The 17,131-nt window shown below is 67.7% G+C and carries 17 protein-coding genes; 9 read left to right on the plus strand and 8 right to left on the minus strand.

Annotation, left to right across the window (positions count from 1 at the left end; all coding sequences use genetic code 11):
• The first annotated feature begins 103 nt into the window (after positions 1–103).
• Positions 104–1,708 carry an IS1182 family transposase gene (locus tag GR168_RS03925; protein ID WP_159371816.1) on the plus strand — a complete coding sequence of 535 codons (1,605 nt, stop codon included), beginning with the start codon at positions 104–106 and terminating at the stop codon, positions 1,706–1,708.
• A gap of 134 nt (positions 1,709–1,842) precedes the next feature.
• On the opposite strand, the gene GR168_RS03930 is transcribed toward GR168_RS03925, so the two are convergent.
• Complete coding sequence (locus GR168_RS03930) at positions 1,843–2,130, minus strand: SelT/SelW/SelH family protein (RefSeq protein ID WP_058251226.1); 288 nt, start codon at positions 2,128–2,130, stop codon at positions 1,843–1,845.
• Between the two features lie 89 nt (positions 2,131–2,219).
• On the opposite strand from GR168_RS03930, the gene GR168_RS03935 reads away from it, so the two are divergent.
• Together GR168_RS03935 and GR168_RS03940 are read left to right on the plus strand one after the other, a co-directional pair.
• Positions 2,220–3,116 (plus strand): phosphoribosylaminoimidazolesuccinocarboxamide synthase, encoded by an 897-nt coding sequence (locus tag GR168_RS03935; protein ID WP_137810234.1) that lies wholly within the window; start codon positions 2,220–2,222, stop codon positions 3,114–3,116.
• Positions 3,116–5,284, plus strand: coding sequence for a S9 family peptidase (locus GR168_RS03940; RefSeq protein WP_159370081.1), 2,169 nt, complete (start codon positions 3,116–3,118; stop codon positions 5,282–5,284). Before GR168_RS03935 ends, GR168_RS03940 begins: the two co-directional genes overlap by 1 nt.
• A 215-nt stretch (positions 5,285–5,499) precedes the next feature.
• Here GR168_RS03940 and GR168_RS03945 read toward each other — a convergent pair whose 3' ends face one another.
• Complete coding sequence (locus tag GR168_RS03945) at positions 5,500–7,047, minus strand: DHA2 family efflux MFS transporter permease subunit (RefSeq protein WP_159370082.1); 1,548 nt, start codon at positions 7,045–7,047, stop codon at positions 5,500–5,502.
• Positions 7,048–7,179: 132 nt separating this feature from the next.
• Positions 7,180–7,686: a MarR family transcriptional regulator gene (locus GR168_RS03950; protein WP_159370083.1), complete on the minus strand. Its 507-nt coding sequence runs from the start codon at positions 7,684–7,686 to the stop codon at positions 7,180–7,182.
• A 126-nt stretch (positions 7,687–7,812) separates the two neighbouring features.
• Between GR168_RS03950 and GR168_RS03955 the strand changes: the two genes are divergently transcribed.
• The 4 genes from GR168_RS03955 to GR168_RS03970 all read left to right on the plus strand — a co-directional run bounded on the left by GR168_RS03955 (position 7,813) and on the right by GR168_RS03970 (position 10,628).
• Positions 7,813–8,295 (plus strand): glutathione peroxidase, encoded by a 483-nt coding sequence (locus GR168_RS03955; protein WP_159370084.1) that lies wholly within the window; start codon positions 7,813–7,815, stop codon positions 8,293–8,295.
• Between the two features lie 95 nt (positions 8,296–8,390).
• The gene (gene purS, locus GR168_RS03960; RefSeq protein WP_010844201.1) at positions 8,391–8,630 is read left to right on the plus strand and encodes a phosphoribosylformylglycinamidine synthase subunit PurS; all 240 of its coding nucleotides are present in this window, start codon (positions 8,391–8,393) and stop codon (positions 8,628–8,630) included.
• Between the two features lie 10 nt (positions 8,631–8,640).
• A complete protein-coding gene (gene purQ / locus GR168_RS03965) occupies positions 8,641–9,321 on the plus strand; it encodes a phosphoribosylformylglycinamidine synthase subunit PurQ (protein ID WP_058251220.1) in 681 nt (226 codons plus the stop codon).
• 14 nt (positions 9,322–9,335) lie between these two features.
• On the plus strand, positions 9,336–10,628 hold the full coding sequence (locus GR168_RS03970; protein WP_159370085.1) for a M18 family aminopeptidase: 1,293 nt from the start codon (positions 9,336–9,338) through the stop codon (positions 10,626–10,628).
• Between the two features lie 135 nt (positions 10,629–10,763).
• On the opposite strand, the gene GR168_RS03975 is transcribed toward GR168_RS03970, so the two are convergent.
• Both GR168_RS03975 and GR168_RS03980 read right to left on the minus strand, forming a co-directional pair.
• Positions 10,764–11,525 (minus strand): lytic murein transglycosylase, encoded by a 762-nt coding sequence (locus tag GR168_RS03975; RefSeq protein ID WP_068970499.1) that lies wholly within the window; start codon positions 11,523–11,525, stop codon positions 10,764–10,766.
• Between the two features lie 218 nt (positions 11,526–11,743).
• Positions 11,744–13,054, minus strand: a complete 1,311-nt coding sequence (locus tag GR168_RS03980; protein WP_137810228.1) for a PQQ-binding-like beta-propeller repeat protein — start codon at positions 13,052–13,054, stop codon at positions 11,744–11,746.
• 117 nt (positions 13,055–13,171) lie between these two features.
• Between GR168_RS03980 and GR168_RS03985 the strand changes: the two genes are divergently transcribed.
• Positions 13,172–13,645, plus strand: coding sequence for an anthrone oxygenase family protein (locus tag GR168_RS03985; protein WP_159370086.1), 474 nt, complete (start codon positions 13,172–13,174; stop codon positions 13,643–13,645).
• 1 nt (position 13,646) lies between these two features.
• Here GR168_RS03985 and GR168_RS03990 read toward each other — a convergent pair whose 3' ends face one another.
• The 3 genes from GR168_RS03990 to GR168_RS04000 all read right to left on the minus strand — a co-directional run bounded on the left by GR168_RS03990 (position 13,647) and on the right by GR168_RS04000 (position 16,457).
• A complete protein-coding gene (locus GR168_RS03990) occupies positions 13,647–14,978 on the minus strand; it encodes a VOC family protein (protein ID WP_159370087.1) in 1,332 nt (443 codons plus the stop codon).
• Positions 14,975–15,514, minus strand: coding sequence for an RNA polymerase sigma factor (locus tag GR168_RS03995; RefSeq protein ID WP_175404299.1), 540 nt, complete (start codon positions 15,512–15,514; stop codon positions 14,975–14,977). The genes GR168_RS03990 and GR168_RS03995 overlap by 4 nt, the downstream gene beginning before the upstream one ends.
• Positions 15,515–15,587: 73 nt before the next feature.
• The gene (locus tag GR168_RS04000) at positions 15,588–16,457 is read right to left on the minus strand and encodes an alpha/beta hydrolase (protein WP_159370088.1); all 870 of its coding nucleotides are present in this window, start codon (positions 16,455–16,457) and stop codon (positions 15,588–15,590) included.
• 68 nt (positions 16,458–16,525) lie between these two features.
• Between GR168_RS04000 and GR168_RS04005 the strand changes: the two genes are divergently transcribed.
• A complete protein-coding gene (locus GR168_RS04005; protein WP_159370089.1) occupies positions 16,526–17,128 on the plus strand; it encodes a TetR/AcrR family transcriptional regulator in 603 nt (200 codons plus the stop codon).
• The last annotated feature ends 3 nt before the right edge of the window (positions 17,129–17,131 follow it).

Below are 17,131 nucleotides of genomic sequence, written 5' to 3' on the forward strand. Positions count from 1 at the left end.
AGCAATGGGGTCGTTCTTTCGGATTAGGAGACTGCTGAAATAGTCGGTGTCGTTTCGGTGTGGGGTGAGCGGGTTTGCCTGGTGGGCTGGGATCCTGGTGGGTATGCAGGGTGAGCCGGATCGTCAGGGTGAGTTTCTGGATGTGAACTCGGTCGTCGGGCATTTGCTGGCCGAGGGCAGTGTGTTCGCGTTTTTGGCTGCTCATCGCGAGCAGTTGTTTCCTGCGGAGATGTTCGCGGACCTGTTTCCCAGCGGCCGGGGCCGTCCGTCGATCCCGCCGGCCACGATGGCGTCGGTGATCGTGCTGCAAACGCTGCAGGGTTTGTCCGATCGCGAAGCCGCTGATGCGGTCACTTTCGATCTGCGGTGGAAAGCGGCGTGTGGATTCGTGTTGGGTAACAAAGGTTTTCATCCGTCGACTCTGACGTACTGGCGTCGGCGACTGGCAGCCAGCGACCGGCCGCACCGCATTTTCGAGGTGGTACGCGAGGTCATCACCACCACCGGGGTGCTCGCGGGTAAGAGCCGTCGAGCGCTGGATTCGACGGTCTTCGATGACGCGGTGGCCCGCCAGGACGCCATCACCCAGGTGATCGCGGCGATCCGGCGGGTCGCCCGAGAGGTCGACGGTGGTGCGGTGGTGGTCGAGCAGCACGCGACTCGTCTGGCCGCGTTGACCGGCGGCGGCTATGACCGGCCCGGCAAGCCGCGGATCGCCTGGGATGATGAGTGTGCTCAACAGGACCTGATCAGCGCCCTTGTCGAAGATGGGTTGGCCGTGCTCGACGGTCTGGACCTCGAGGCCATCGACAAGGAACCGAGTAACGAGGCCCAGGCGCAGGCGGTGGCATTGCTGGCATTGGTGACCGGCCAGGATGTGGAACCGGCACCAGGTTCTGATGGCACCGACGGACGCTGGCGCATCGCGCCCCGGACCGCCCCGGACCGGGTGATCTCCACCGTCGATACCGACACCCGCCACGCCCACAAAACCCGGGCACGCCAGCAGGACGGGTTCAAGGGCCACATCGTCAATGAACCGGAGACCGGGTTGGTCACCGCGATCGAGATGACCAAAGCCGCTGGTCCGGACACTTCCGACGGAGCAGTCGGGGCACGGTTGTTGCTGAGCGATCCGACCGTCGCCGACGACGCCGACGATCGTGAGGTGCTGGGTGATTCAGCGTATGCCTCCGGTGACATGCTGGCCACGCTGGCGCGGACACGATGGAACGCGGTGATCAAACCCAAGCCACACATGCCGGCGGTTGCTGGTGGTTTCGTCATCGACGATTTCACCTTCGACGCCGACTCGAACACATTGACCTGCCCCAACAACCTGACCCGACCGGTCAGCGCGAAAGGCCACGTCACCTACGGTGCGGCCTGCCACGACTGCCCACTTCGGGCACGGTGCACCACCGCGGTTCGTGGACGCAAAATCAGTTTCGGCGAACACCACCAACTCCAGCGCGAACACCGACAACACTTCTCTGACAACACTATTGCCGACACCTACCGCCAGCATCGACCCATGGTCGAACGGACGATTGCCTGGCTCACCCGCGGTAACCGGCGGGTGCCCTACCGTGGAATCGAACGCAACAACAACTGGCTGCACCACCGCGCCGCCGCGATCAACCTACGCCGCCTGATCACCCTCGGACTGACTATCACCAACGGCACCTGGACACTGGCCACCGCCTGAACCGCGGCACCGCCGCCCCACCTAGATCGATCACCACGACCACACCCCGGAACCGACACATCCCCGCAGCAGGAACCTCAACCCAGGCTGGACCCTAATTCAGCAGGCTCTTAGGGAGCAGAAGGTCGGCTCTGTCACTCGGGGGTCGAGACGTCGGAGTGCCCGAGGTTCCAATCCGGGAGCGCGGTGTCGCGCACGCGACGCTTGAGTTCGGGAGCACCGGGGAAGCCGCCGTCGCGCTTGCGTTCCCAGATCTGGGTGCCGTCGACGTCGATGACGAACACGCCGCCGGTGCCGGGGACGAGGGTCACCGAGCCGATCTCGGTGCCGAAGGTGTTCAGCAGTTCCGAGGCCATCCAGGACGCCCGCAGCAGCCAGTTGCACTGCGTGCAGTAGGTGATGGTGATGTGCGGCTCGCTCATCGGTCCAGGATCGCAGAACCCGGGGCCCACGGCCGGGCGGGTGGTCCCTGCCGCCCCGCGGGGTCACCTCACCCTCTAGGGTCGAGTCCATGCGTCCTGAACTGCAGTCCTACCGTCATCTGGCGTCGGGGAAGGTCCGCGAGATCTACGAGATCGACGCCGACACCCTGCTGCTGGTGGCGTCCGACCGGATCTCGGCCTACGACCACATCCTCAGTCCCGCGATCCCCGACAAGGGGCGCATCCTCACCGCGATGAGCTTCTACTGGTTCGACGAGCTCGGCGTGCCCAACCACCTGGCCGGCGGCCCCACCGACGAACGGATCCCGGCGTCGGTCGTAGGCCGGTCGATGGTGGTCCGTCGACTGCCGATGGTGCAGGTCGAATGCGTTGCCCGCGGCTACCTGACCGGCTCGGGCCTGCTCGACTACCAGGCGACCGGGTCGGTGTGCGGCGTCGAACTGCCGGCGGGACTGGCGGAGGCGAGCAAGCTCCCCGAACCGATCTTCACGCCGGCCACCAAGGCCGAGCAGGGTGAGCACGACGAGAACATCAGTTTCGAGCGGGTCGTCGAGCAGGAGGGGGAGGAGTTGGCGCAGGCGCTACGATCGGCCACCCTCGACATCTACGCCCGCGGCGCCGCCGTCGCCGCCGAGCGCGGAATTATCTTGGCCGACACCAAATTCGAGTTCGGCCGCGGGGCCGACGGTGAACTCGTCCTGGCCGATGAGGTGCTCACCCCCGACTCGTCGCGGTACTGGGAGGCCGCCACCTACGAGGCCGGCAAGGTGCAGCCCAGCTTCGACAAGCAGATCGTGCGAAACTGGCTCACCGGTGCCGAATCCGGGTGGGACCGGGCCTCCGATGAAGCGCCGCCGCCGTTGCCCGACGACGTCGTCGACCGCACGAGGCAGCGCTATATCGATGCCTACGAATGGATCTCGCGAAAGTCCTTCGCGGACTGGCCCGACGCAGAGGTGATCTGATGACCGACGAGAAGACCATCATGAACGCAGCGCCGGTCACCGCGCCGGTGGCCAAGAAGGTGCCCACCGAACGCACCCACCACGGCGACACCTTCGTCGACGACTACGAATGGTTGCGCGACAAGGACGATCCGGAGGTCATCGCCTACCTGGAGGCGCAGAACGCCTTCACCGAATCGCACACCGCGCAGCTGGCGGACCTGCGCACGCAGATCTTCGGCGAGATCAAGAGCCGCACCAAGGAAACCGACATGTCGGTGCCCAACCGGCGCGGGCGGCACTGGTATTACGGGCGAACCCATGAGGGCAAGCAGTACTCGACATCGTGCCGCTGCCCGATCCGGTCCGAGGACGACTGGACCCCGCCAGAGGTGGGCGACGACCCGCTGCCCGGCGAGGAGATCCTGCTCGACGCCAACGTCGAGGCGGAGGGTCACGATTTCTTCAGCCTCGGGGCGCTGACCGTCAGCGACGACGGCAACTGGCTCGCCTACAGCATCGACATCGTCGGGGACGAGCGATACACCCTGCGCGTCAAGGACCTTCGCACCGGGGAACTCCTCCCCGACGAGGTCCGCGACACCTCGGGGGGTGCGGTGTGGTCGGCGGACGCCCGGCACGTCTTCTACTCGACGGTCGACGCCGCCTGGCGCCCGGACACGGTGTGGCGCCACGACATCGGTGCCGGGACGGCCGACGTCAAGGTCTTCCACGAGCCCGACGAGCGGTTCTGGGTCGGGATGGGCACCACCCGGAGCGACAAGTACCTCGTCATCGGCGTCGGGTCCAAGATCACCTCGGAGAGCTACCTGCTCGCCGCCGACGACCCGACGGGTGAATTCCGCAGCGTCGCACCGCGGGTCGACGGGGTCGAGTACAGCGTCGAGCACGCCGTCATCGGCGGCGAGGACTATCTGGTCATCGTGCACAACGAAGTCCGCGACGGGCAGAAGGCGGAGAACTTCGCCATCGACCTCGCGCCGGTCGCCGACCCGTCGGACCGTCGTCCGCTGATCGCGCACGACCCGCAACGCCGGATCGAGGACCTCGACGCCTTCGCCGACTACCTGGTCCTGTCCTACCGCCGAGATGCGTTGCCGCGTCTCGCGATCGTCGATCTGCGGCAGATCGACGGCATACCGGTCGAATCGGATTTCCGCGAGGTGACGTTCGACCAGGAACTCGGCTCCGCGGGCCTCGGCGCCAACCCGGAATGGCGTGCCCCGAGGCTCCGCATCGGATACGGCAGTTTCATCGAACCGGCGGAACTGTTCGAGCTCGACGTCGCCTCCGGCGAGCGGACCCTGCTCAAGCGGCAGCCGGTGCTCGGCGGTTACGACCCGGCCGACTACGTGCAGTCGCGGGAGTGGGCCGTTGCCGAGGACGGCACCCGGATCCCGCTGTCGGTGGTGCGGCGCAAGGAAACCGACGCCGCCAAGCCGGCGCCCCTGCTCCTCTACGGCTACGGCTCCTACGAGGCGAGTATCGACCCGTACTTCTCGGTGGCGCGACTGTCGATGCTCGATCGCGGCATGGTGTTCGTCCTGGCGCACATCCGCGGTGGTGGGGAGATGGGTCGCTACTGGTACGAGAACGGCAAGGAACTCAGCAAGCGGAACACATTCACCGACTTCGTGGCCGCGGGACGGCATCTCGTCGACACCGGGTGGACGACACCGCAGCAGATGGTCGCCGAGGGCGGGTCCGCCGGCGGATTGCTGATGGGTGCGGTCGCGAACCTCGCGCCCGAGTTGTTCAACGGGATCCTGGCGTCGGTGCCGTTCGTCGACGCGCTGAACTCGATCCTCGATCCGTCGTTGCCCCTCACGGTGATCGAGTGGGACGAGTGGGGTGACCCGCTGCACGACCCGAAGGTCTACGAGTACATGAAGACCTACACGCCGTACGAGAACGTCGACGCGAAGCCGTATCCGCCGATCCTCGCCTTGACCTCGCTCAACGACACCCGGGTGCTGTTCACCGAGGCGGCGAAATGGGTTGCGCGACTGCAGGAGAAGACCACGTCTGGCAATCCGGTACTGCTGAAAACCGAGATGTCCGCCGGCCACGGCGGCGTCAGCGGACGCTACAAGCAGTGGGAAGAGGTCGCGTTCGAGATCGCGTGGATCCTGCAGCAGTCGGGCGCGCTCGATACTCCCGCCGGTTGAGCTCACCCTTCCGCTGGTTGAGCTCACCTTCCGCTGGTTGAGCTCACCCTCCGCTGGTTGAGCTCACCCTTCCGCTGGTTGAGCTCACCTTCCGCTGGTTGAGCTCACCCTCCGCTGGTTGAGCTCACCCTTCCGCTGGTTGAGCTTGTCGAAACCACAAAGCCCCACCGACCCGGGAGTCGGTGGGGCTTTGGTTTGCGATCAGCAGGAGATGATCAGTGCATCATGATCGGACCGCGGTCCATGTCCTCTTCGGTGAGGGGCGACGCGATCTTCTTGCGGGGCAGGAAGAACGCGGGGATCAGGGTGAGGACGATCAGGACCACCGAGATGGTGAACGTGCTCGAGAACACGTTCGCCGCGGTCTCGAAGAACGACTCCGGCAACGGGTTCGGCACGCCCGGCGGCAGCGGATCGTCGGAGGTGTTCGCCATGATCGCCAGTCCCGCCTCGGGTCGGCTAGCCAGGCTGCTGGCCAGGATCACCGAGATGACGGCCGTACCGATCGACGTGGCCGACTGCTGGATGACGTTCAGCAGCGTCGAACCGTCCGGGACCTGCGGGTTGCTGAGGGTCGCGAGGGCCGCGGACATGATCGGCATCATCGTCATGCCCATGCCGAGACCCTGCACGAACAGCGAACCGCAGATCAGCCAGTACGAGGTCTCGGCGCCGAGGAACATGAACGTACTCAGACCCAGCACGATCAGGACGATGCCGGCGAGCACGAACTTGCCCGGACCCATCTTGTCGGTGAGACGGCCGGCGATCGGCATGGTGAGCATGGCGCCGATGCCCTGCGGGGCCAGCAGCAGACCGGCGGTCAACGTGGACTCGCCGCGCACGCCGATGAAGTACTGCGGGAACAGCAGCGCCGCACCGAAGAACGCGACCATGAACAGCACCATCGTGATGACGGAGATGCTCAGTGTGCGGTTCGCGAAGAGCCGCAGGTCGAGCAGCGGGTTCTTCTTGCGCAGGGCGTGCACGATGAAAGCGACGATCAGGATGGCACCGATGATGGTCGGCACCAGAACCGATGCCGTGACGAACGTGCGGTGCTCGGCGCTCGAGGAGATACCGAACAGGAACAACGCGAGACCCGGCGACAGGAGCAACAGACCGACGACGTCGATCGAGGGGCGGCTGGTCTCCGCGTCATCGCGCAGGACGATCCACGAGTAGACCAGGGCGATGATGCCGATCGGGACGTTGATCAGGAAGATCCAGTGCCAGCTCAGCTGCTCGATGAGGACGCCGCCGAGGATCGGGCCCGAGATCGGACCCAGGAGCATCGGGATACCGAGCACGGCCATGACCGAACCGACCCGCTCGGGACCGGCCGCCTTGGTCAGCATCATCATGCCGATCGGCATCAGCATGCCGCCGCCGAGTCCCTGGATCACGCGGAAGGCCACGAGCATGCCGATGTTCGGCGCCAGCGCGCACAACACCGAACCCACCGTGAACAGGACCAGCGAGACGAGGTAGACGCGCTTGGTGCCGAAACGCGATGCCGCCCAACTCGACAACGGGATCACCGCCGCCAGTGCGAGGGTGTAGCCGGTCGCGGTCCAGGCGGCGCCCGCGGCGTCGGTGCCGAACTCCTGCTGGAAGGTGTTCTGGGCGACCGCCACCACGGTGACGTCGAGGATCGACATGATCGCGCCGAGCACGACCACGCCGGCGACCAGCAGGACGTGGCGGTCCAGCTTGGTGTCGGGTGGGCCGTCGTGCAGGTGGCCACCTGTGGATGAGGTCATTCGCGTGTTCCTATCGGTCGGGCGAGAAATGGGCGTGCCGCGGCCATCCGCGGCAGAGAAGTCTGTGGGCTCGTTCGACCCCGTGAGGGTCGGTGGTCAGAGATCAGGGAGCGACGAGGTAGGAGAGGGGAGTCACGAGGCCTGCCGTCCGTCGGTGGGCAGACAGAAATGGTCGACGCCGTCGTCGACGATGGGACGCAGTGCCGCGCAGAGGTTGTCGCGCATGTCTGCGGGCAGGTTGGCGACGAAGTGCCGGATGGTCCCGCGCTTCACGGCCAGATGGGTCTCGAGGTAGCGCCGGCCCGCGTCGGTGAGGGATATGCGCTTGACCCGACGGTCGGACGGGTCCTCTCGACGGTCGACGAGACCTCCGGTCGCCAGCTTGTCCACCGTCCGGCCGGCGGCCGCGAGGGACAGCTGAACGCGATCGGCGATCGCGTTGACCGGCATCGGCCCGGGTTGACATGCAAGCGTGGAGAGGATCCGGAGCTGCGAGAACGTGACCTCGCTTGCCGCCAGACTCTCCAGCGCCTCGGGCCGGCTCAGATCGAGGAGCCGCTCGAGGAAGGCGTTGAGCGCCGACGACGCAGCGTTCACCGACTCGTCGGCGCCGCTGTTCGACCTGCATTCTCCGGACACCGGAAGATGCTAACCCGAATGCAACTATTGCCGAAACGCAATTAACGGTGACGTTGCGCATACCGTGGCGGCACCTGTGACCCGGGTCTCCCGAAGGCGGCGCGGGCGCCGTCTAATCTGGCAGCCATGGCCAACATCAAGGACATCCCCGTTACCGCTCTGGACGGCTCCGACGTCTCGCTGAAGGACTTCGGCGGACCGCTGCTCGTGGTGAACGTCGCCAGCAAGTGCGGCCTCACGCCGCAGTATGCCGGCCTGGAGGAACTCGCCAAGACGTACGGAGACAAGGGACTCACCGTCGTCGGAGTGCCCTGCAACCAGTTCATGGGGCAGGAGCCGGGTACCGCCGAGGAGATCGCGACCTTCTGCTCGGCGACCTACGGGGTGACCTTCCCGCTGCTGGAGAAGACCGACGTCAACGGCGAGGCGCGTCACCCGCTCTACGCCGAACTCACCCAGCACGCCGACGACGACGGGGAGGCCGGCGACATCCAGTGGAACTTCGAGAAGTTCCTCGTGAACGCCGACGGTGAGGTGGTCAACCGCTTCCGTCCGCGCACCGAGCCGACCGATCCGACGGTCGTCGCCGCCATCGAATCCGTGCTCTGAGCCGATTTGGCGCACCCGGTAAGCTGACCGGCGTGAACTGATCGGGAGAACACCGGTCAGGCGACAACCGACCAGCAGACATTGAGGAGCGGTCCATGGCGCGAGTGGTGGTCGACGTGATGCCCAAAGCCGAGATTCTCGACCCGCAGGGGCAGGCCATCGTCGGCGCCCTGGGCCGGCTCGGGTTCAGTGGGATCGGCGACGTCCGTCAGGGCAAGCGCTTCGAGCTCGAGGTCGACGACACGGTCGACGACACGACGCTCGAGCGCATCGCCGAGGAGTTGCTGACCAACACCGTCATCGAGAACTTCAACGTCTCGCGCGTCGCGGAGTAGAGAGCAGCACATGACAGCACGAATCGGGGTCATCACCTTCCCCGGCACCCTCGACGACGTCGACGCCGCCCGCGCGGTCCGGCTGGCCGGCGCCGAGCCGGTCGCCCTGTGGCACGGCGACGCCGACCTGAAGGGCGTCGACGCGATCATCGTCCCCGGCGGATTCTCCTACGGCGACTACCTGCGCGCGGGGGCCATCGCCCGCTTCGCCCCGGTGATGGGATCGGTCGTCGAGGCCGCCGGCAAGGGGATGCCGATCTTGGGAATCTGCAACGGTTTCCAGGTGCTCTGTGAGGCCGGGCTGCTGCCGGGCGCGCTGACCCGCAACGAGGGCCTGCACTTCATCTGCCGGGACGAGTGGCTGCGCGTCGAGTCGAACACCACGGCCTGGACGACCCGCTTCGAGCAGGGTGCGGAGATCCTCATCCCGCTCAAGTCCGGCGAGGGACGTTACGTGGCCTCGCAGCGCAAGCTCGAGGAGCTCGAGGGTGAGGGACTCGTCGTGTTCCGGTTCCCGGAGCGGAATCCGAACGGTTCGTCCCTCGACATCGCCGGTATCTCGAGCCCGAACGGGCGGATCGTCGGCCTGATGCCGCATCCCGAGCACGCCACGGAGCCGCTCACCGGACCCAGCGACGACGGCCTCGGCCTGTTCTACTCGGCGATCGACTCGGTCCTCGCCTCGGCGTGAATGCGCGTTCGTCGATGAGTGCGTCCGCCAGGATTCCGACCAGCGCTACCGCACGCGGCCTCGGCGAGTTCGTCGACGCCTCGCCGTCGCCGTTCCACGTGTGCGCGACGGTGGCCCGCGAACTCGAAAGCGCCGGGTACACGCGGCTGTTCGAGGATCAGCCGTGGGCGGACGCCGGCCTCGACGCCCCGTCGGCGCGGCACTACGTCATCCGTGGCGGCTCGATCATCGCCTGGGAGACCGGGCAGACCGGCGCCTTCCGCATCGTCGGCGGACACACCGACAGCCCCAACCTGCGGCTCAAGCAGCATCCCGACCGCTCGTCGGCCGGGGTCGCGATGGTCGCGCTCGAACCCTACGGCGGCGCCTGGCTCAATTCCTGGCTCGACCGCGATCTCGGCCTCTCCGGCCGCCTCGCGTACCGATCGGGGAACTCGGTGGCGCACACGCTGGTTCACGTGACCGAACCGGTGGTGCGGGTACCCCAACTCGCCATCCACCTGTCCGAGGACCGGAAGGGCGTGTCGCTCGATCCGCAGCGGCATGTCAACGCGGTGTGGGGGATCGGCGACGACGTCCCCGACGTCCTCGGCTGGGTGTCGGAGTACGCGGGCATCGACCCGGACGCGCTCCTCGGTTGGGAACTCATGACCCACGACGTCGCGCCGTCGGCGATCATCGGCGCCGACGGAAACCTGCTCAGCGCACCGCGATTGGACAACCAGGGCACCTGCTACACGGGTCTGCGCGCGCTGCTCGACGCCGGCTCGTCGGCGCACACGAAGATGCTGGTGCTGTTCGACCACGAGGAGGTCGGCAGCGGTTCCGAGCGTGGTGCCGCCTCGGACTTCCTGGGGTCGATCTGCGAACGAATCGTGCTCGCGCGCGGGGGATCCCGCGCGGACTTCCTCCAGACGATGGCCGCGAGCGTCTGCCTGTCCGGCGACATGGCCCACGCGACCCACCCGAACTATCCCGAGCGCCACGAACCCGGGCACCGCATCTCGATCGGCGGCGGACCGGTGCTGAAGGTGAACCAGAACCTGCGCTATGCGTCGGATGCGGTGGGAGAGGCCGTCTTCGCGCTCGCGTGCGACGCCGCGGGCGTCCCCATGCAGCGATATGTCCATCGCGCGGATCTGCCGTGCGGGTCGACGATCGGGCCGATCACGGCGTCACGCACCGGTCTCACCACGATCGACGTCGGCGCGCCGCAGCTCGCGATGCACTCGGCAAGGGAACTCATGGGCTCCGACGACGTGCCGATGTATTCGGCTGCGCTGCAAGCGTTTCTGACGCAGGGCTAGGAACGACGCGCGAGCCGTCGAGCGCCTCACCTCGCTCCCTGAGGAGCGAGCTTGCGAGCGTCGCCTACTGCTCCCTGAGGAGCGCCCGGAGCTTGCGGAGGGCGCGTCACTAAGGGTCCTGGTGAGGCAGCGGGATCAGTATTCGCGGGCGAACCCGAGGACCTTGTTCACGTACTCCATCGAGTTGTTGTACCGCAGGACGGCGGTCACCAACGAAGACGAGTCGCGGAGGTCGAGGTTGTCGTCGCACAGGTAGTTCGCGGTGGTCAGCGCGGCGTCGAAGATGTTCTGCGGGTCGGACTTGCCGTCACCGTTGCCGTCGGCGGCGTACATCTTCCACGTCGACGGCAGGAACTGCATCGGGCCGACCGCGCGGTCGTAGACCGGGTCGCCGTCGAGTTCGCCGCCGTCGGTGTCACCGATGACCTGGTTGCCGGCGAGGGAGCCGTCGAGGCGCGGACCGAAGATCGCGCTGCGCAGCACGCCGTCGGGGTTCACGTTGCCCTGGTCGGCGTGGTGGGACTCGACCCGGCCGATCCCGGCGATGACCTTCCAGTCGATGCCGCAGCGCGGGTGGGTGCTCGTGACGGACTTCGCGGCCGCCTCATACGCGTCGTAGTTGGTCACCGGGACCGCACCGGTGGTGACGCTGGCCGGCCGAACCGGCGGCGGGGGAGTGGGTGCCAGCGGGTGGGCCTTCACAGCCGGCGTCACGGACGGTGGCGTGGTCGGGGCCTCGGACGTCACCTGCGGCGCGGACACCGGCGTGGGGGCCAGCGTATTGCCGGAGAGTTCGGCCCCGGCGGTCGCCGCGCCGGCCAGAACGCCCACCGGCAGCAGGGCGGTGGCCCACAACGGTGTGCGTGACTTCTTCCGTGGCTTGGAGTGCTTACCCAAAACTGATCGACCTCGCGTGTACATCTCGTGGTTCGTGCTTGCGGAACCGAGCCGACCGTACACGCGGCCGTGAGCAAAGCGTTACCTTGTCGTGATCAATTCAGGTCTGGACACCGCCACCGATTCGTGTCTCTGCAGGTGAGGCCGGAAGCTCGGCCCGGCATGTGAAACGGCCCACAAGAGGGATTGAGGCCCTCGGGTTCAGGGGAACGGAGGGGTCAGTTCGGACGGAGCATCGACAGGGTGCTGCCCTCGCTGACGACGATGTATCCGTCGACGACCCGCACGAGTCCGGGGGAGGACAGGCCGCGCTCCCAGGCCGCGGTGTTCGCCGGGGTGAGCCCGGTCAGCAGGCCCTGGTTGACGACGACCATGGTGGTGCCGCTGGACCCGACGCACCGCGGGTTGGCGAGGATCGGCTGCTGCGGTCCCGGCGGCGGCCCGCTGCCGATGTGCGTGCCGTCGGCGAGCGCGTAGGTCGTTCGCGAACCGTCCAGGCGGCCGAAGTTCACGAGAGATCCGCACGCGATGGCATTGGCCTTGGACAGTTCGCCGTCGCGGATCTGCCACAGCGCCCCCGGACGTGCCGGGTCGCGGACCTCGTACTGCCCCTCGGCGGCGAAGACCAGGTTCGCCGCGTTCAGGACCGGGAGGGTCGACGGCCCGGGCAGCACGCTCAGACCGTCGGCCTCGGCGACCGGATCGGCGTCCACCCGGCCGTTGACGGTGGCGTAGGTGACCACCTTCTCCTCGCCGTGCGTCTGGTGGTCGACGGTCACCCCGGTCGGGTAGAGCTTGATGCTGCACTGATCGCAACCGATGCGGTCCTCACCGGTGGCGGGGTTGACCAGGTGCTCGCTCGCGTCGGCGGTCCTGATGACCACGGTGTCGCCGGTGACCTCGATACCGACGACCGGCGCCGCGAAGGTCCGAGCCCAGATGCCGTTGCCGGCCGGCGTGTTCAGGGTGACCTGGTGCCCGACCCGGTTGACGCGCAGGAAGTTGTTGCCGAGGCCCTCCACCGATTTGGTGTCCAGGTATTCGGCGGTGCGGGTAGGGATGCCGGCGTCGTCGACGAGGTAGAAGCCGTCCTCGAGTGGGGTGCCGAGCTGTACCGCGCAACCGACCTGGCCGGCTTCGTTGACCGCGCAGTCGCCCTGCCCCGCGTTGATGGGGCTGTCCCACAGCAGGTTTCCCGATCGCCGGTCCACCATCACGAACGAGCGCCCCAGCCCGGAGGGGTAGGTGATGAGCCATCCCTCGTCGGAGGTGTCGGCGATCTCGATGGTGACCTCGCCGGAGTAGTCCGGTAGATCCTCCTGCCCGACGATCGTCCAGGCGGTCCCCGGTTCGCGTTCGTAGCCGCGCAGCTCGCCGTAGGCGTAGTCGCCGTCGTCGGTCTGGGCGGTGCCGCTCGCCAGCACCACGCCGCCGGTCACGACCAGCGCGGCGCACAGGGCGAAGACGACGGTCCCGATGCCGAAGGGCAGACGCGCGGACAGGGCCCGGACGCGGGAGCGAGAGGACATGGGTAAGAGTCAACCATGACGGTGGTGGCCGCTCCGGAGCCGGGAGCCGGACGGTGGAGCAGGAAATTCGCCGGTCCGGTCATGGTTTTCGCGCCCGCAGGGCACTGGACTGTTCCCATGGACCTGTTGCTTGATGTGTTGGTGACCCTGACGGTCGTGACCACCGGCCTCAGTGCCGGCGTACTGGCGGGGTTCGGCTATGCCGTGATCCCCGGCCTGACCCGGGCCGGCGCCGACGTCGCGGTCGCGGCGATGCAGCGGATGAACAGCGCCATCCTCAACTCGCTCTTCGCGGTGGTCTTCGGCGGCGGCGTGGTGTTCGGCGCGCTGACCGTCTGGACCTCGTGGGGTTCCGGGCTCCGATGGTGGGTCCTGACCGCGACGGTCCTGACCGCGCTCGGTGTCGTCATCACGATGGTCGTCAACGTCCCGGCCAATGACCGCCTCGACGCCGCGGGTGTTGTCCGCGGCGACGAGGCGGTGCGGGTCTGGACGCGGTTCACCGCCGTCTGGGTGCCGTGGAACATCGTGCGGTCCGTGCTGACCACCGCTGCGGCGGCGGTGCTCGTCGTCGGGTTGACCGTGGGGTGACTCAGAACAACTGACCGAGGTAGAACTGAGCGCCCTGGTCGTCGGTGCACCGCGCCGAGATGCCGTAAGGGGCCGCGTTCGGTTCCTCGAGCACCGTGCCGCCCGCGGCCCGGACACGTTCGACCGTGGCCACGACGTCGTCGGTCGTCCACATCGGCACCGCCACCGAGCTCTCGGCGCCGCCCGCGAGCCCGACCTGCGGTCGCGAGTCGTCGACCTCCCAGCCGTCGTCGATGCGTCCGCCGTGGAACGTCCAGCCGAGGACCGATCCGTAGAACGCGCGGAAGCGTCCGCTGTCGGGCGTCAGCACCGTCAGGTAGGTCATGGCCCCGGGGTCGCGCGGGTGTGCCTGCGGGCGTTCGTCGTCGAGGTTCGCGGCGTAGACCGCGAACCGGACGCCCTGATCGTCGACGGCGTCGACCAGGCGATGACCGTCGGGGCTCGAACCGAACTCGCCTCGCCCGCCCGCTGCGACGATGCGCTCGTGTGCGGCCTCGAGGTCGTCGACGGCGTACGCGCAGAACATCGTCGGTGCGCCGTCGGTCTCGAAGATGCCGAGGCGATGGCCGACGTTGGTGACGCGTCGGCCCTCGGCGTCGAATTTCCAGCCCAGGACGTCGCCGTAGAAGCGCCGGGCGCGGGCGGCGTCGGGCGTGTTCAGGGACATGTAACCGATGTCGCCCTGATGGACCATCTCGGTGCCCACGGTCTTCGACGGACCGCTCAGCATCCACCGATGCCCGAACGGGTCGATGATGACCGCGGTGCGGGTGCCGTGGGCTTCGTACGGCTCTCGGGTCACCGCGGCTCCCGCGCGGGCGGCCGACGCGACCGCGTCGTCGGTGTCGTCGACGGCGACCATCAGGCTGACCGAGACCTGTCCGGGTGCGGGCGCCCGGAGCCCGAGGTCCGGGAACTCGGCGGCGAGATAAACGGCGCCGCCGCCCAGTTCGAGTTCGGCGTGACCGATCACGCCGTCGGACATCACGATCGGCTCGCCGCGCAGCCGGGCGCCGAGCGTGTCGACGTACCAGTCGATCGCGGCCTGCGGTTCGGCGACGACGAGATACGGGAGGGCGCCGGGGCGTTCGACCGTCGGTTCCGGTCGGGCGGGCGCCTCGGTCCGGACGGTCTCGGTTGCGTCGAGTTGTGTTGCGGTGGCCATGACGACTCCTTCGGGTAGGGTCGCCCCGCGCTCGAGGCGGTCCCGCAGCGCGGCGGCGAAATCCAGGTCGGGACGGACCGGATCGTCGAAGCCCGGCGTGCGCGCTGCGTTCAGGACGTGCAGCGGATCTCGTGCTGCGTCGAAGCGCGAGCTGTTCCGGGTGCTCATGCGTGACCTCCTCTCCCGCTGGGCTGGGGTTGTGTTTCGGGGTAGGCGGCGCGGAACGCCCGCTTGGCCCTGGTGAGTAGCGCCTCGGTGGCGCCGACCGTGCGGCCCAGGATCTCCGCGCATTCGCCGACGGGGAGGTCGTCGACGTAGCGCAGCGTCAGCACCGAACGGTGGATCGGCGACAACTGGCCGAGGGTGTGATGGGCGACCATCCGGTCGAGTTCGGTGTCCCACGGGTCGTCCCCGTGGTCGGGCAGGTCGTCGACCGGTTCCGGCGTGCGCTGTGCACGTCGCCAGTGGTCGGCGAGCTTGTGCCGTGCGATCCCGATGAGCCACGGAGTGGTCGGTTCGGTGTCGCGGCGTCGTCGGACGGAGTCCATGGCGGCCAGGAAGGTCTCCGAGGTGACGTCCTCGGCGGTACGACGATCCGTGCAGCGCCGCACGACGAAGCCGTACACCTCCGGCAGTGCCTGGTCGTAGACCGCCAGCAATCCCTCTGGTCCCCGGGCCGAAGAAACCGGTTGGTCGCTGCTCACATCTCTATCGTCGCGGCCGGACCCGATGATCCGACGCCCGTGGCGAAAAAAACTTGCGCCGTTCTCCGGGCGGTCACGGAGCGGTGCGTTCTCCGACGGTGAGCTCGATGATCTCGTCGGCCAGAATCTGTGGCTGGTCGAGTGAGACGAAGGTCCGGGCGTCGGGAACCTCGACGAACGGCGCCCCGCCCGGGAAGACGGCGGCCAGGCGGCGTCCGTGGGCCGGGGTGAAACACCGGTCGTCGCGACCCCACACCATTCGGACCGGGAGTTCGACGCGCGACATCCGCAGGGTGATCTGCGCCAGTTCGGCGGGGCGGATGCCGCGGAGGAACGCGATGAAGTCGTTGCGGATGCGTACGTCGCGCTGCAGCGGTTCGAAGACCGAGCCGGTGAGGTCGGGATCGGGATCGTTCAACAGCAGACCGACGCCCAGCGCGGAATGGCGTAGTGCACGCAGGCGCATCGCCTCGGCCAGCGGTTTCAGCAGAAGCCGGTGCTTCATCAGCGCGAAGTACAACCGGAACGGCTGCGGCGGAAAGAGATCGAAGGCATCGCAGTTGGTGAACACCAGCCGGCTGACGAACGCGGGATCGTCGTCGAGGGCGAATTGGGTGATGGCGCCACCGGAGTCGTTGGCCACGAGGGTCGCGTCCGACAGGCCGAACCGGTCGACGAACTCACGTAGGAGCGTGCCCATCCCGCGCGGCGAGCGGTCGGTTCCGGGTCCGAGCGGGATGCGGTGCGAGCCCAGCGGCATGAGGGGCACATGGCACCGGAATCCGCGCTCGGCGAGCAACCGTGCCGTCGGCTCCCACAGCCGGTGGTCGACCACGGCCCCGTGGACGAACACGATCGGCGGATGCGTCGAGTCGTCCGGACCGTAGGTCGCGTACTCGACGACGCCGGACGGAAGTTCGACGGTCGGCAATGCAGTCGTCATGGCGAGACCCGCTTCTCGTAGACTCGGTAACTTACGAACACTTAGTACGAAAGTTACGTGCAACCTGTATGAAAGTCAACCGTCGTACCCAGGCCGAGCGGACCGCGGCGACCCGCGCGTCGTTGATCGACGCCGGCCGGAAGCTGTTCGGCGAACGCGGCTTCGCCGACGTCGGCACCCAGGAGATCGTCGCCGAGGCCGGCGTGACGCGCGGTGCGCTCTACCACCAGTTCGACGACAAGAAGGGGCTGTTCGTCGCCGTCTACGACGACGTGGAACAGTCGATCGTCGCGCAGATCGCGGCGGCCGTGGGGGAGCGCGCCGGCGAGGACCCGCTCGCCGCGCTGAAGGCGGGTATGCGTCTGTTCCTGCGGCTGTGCACCGAGCCGGAGGTGCATCGGATCACGCTCGTCGAGGCGCCGTCAGTGCTCGGATGGAGTGAATGGCGTGCTCGCGGTGAAGAATTCGGATTCGCACTCGTCGAAGGTCTGATCGCGGCCGCGATCGCCACGGGCCAGGCGGTCGAGCAGCCGACCCGCCCGCTGGCCCACGTCGCGATCGGCGCGCTCGACGAGGCGGCGCTCTACGTCGCCGTCGCCGACGATCGCGAGGCCGCCACCGAACAGGTAGCTGCGGTCCTGGAACGGATCGTCGACTCGTTCGCGACCTAGTCG

This window comes from Gordonia sp. JH63, from assembly GCF_009856645.1.
Classification (GTDB): domain Bacteria; phylum Actinomycetota; class Actinomycetes; order Mycobacteriales; family Mycobacteriaceae; genus Gordonia; species Gordonia hongkongensis.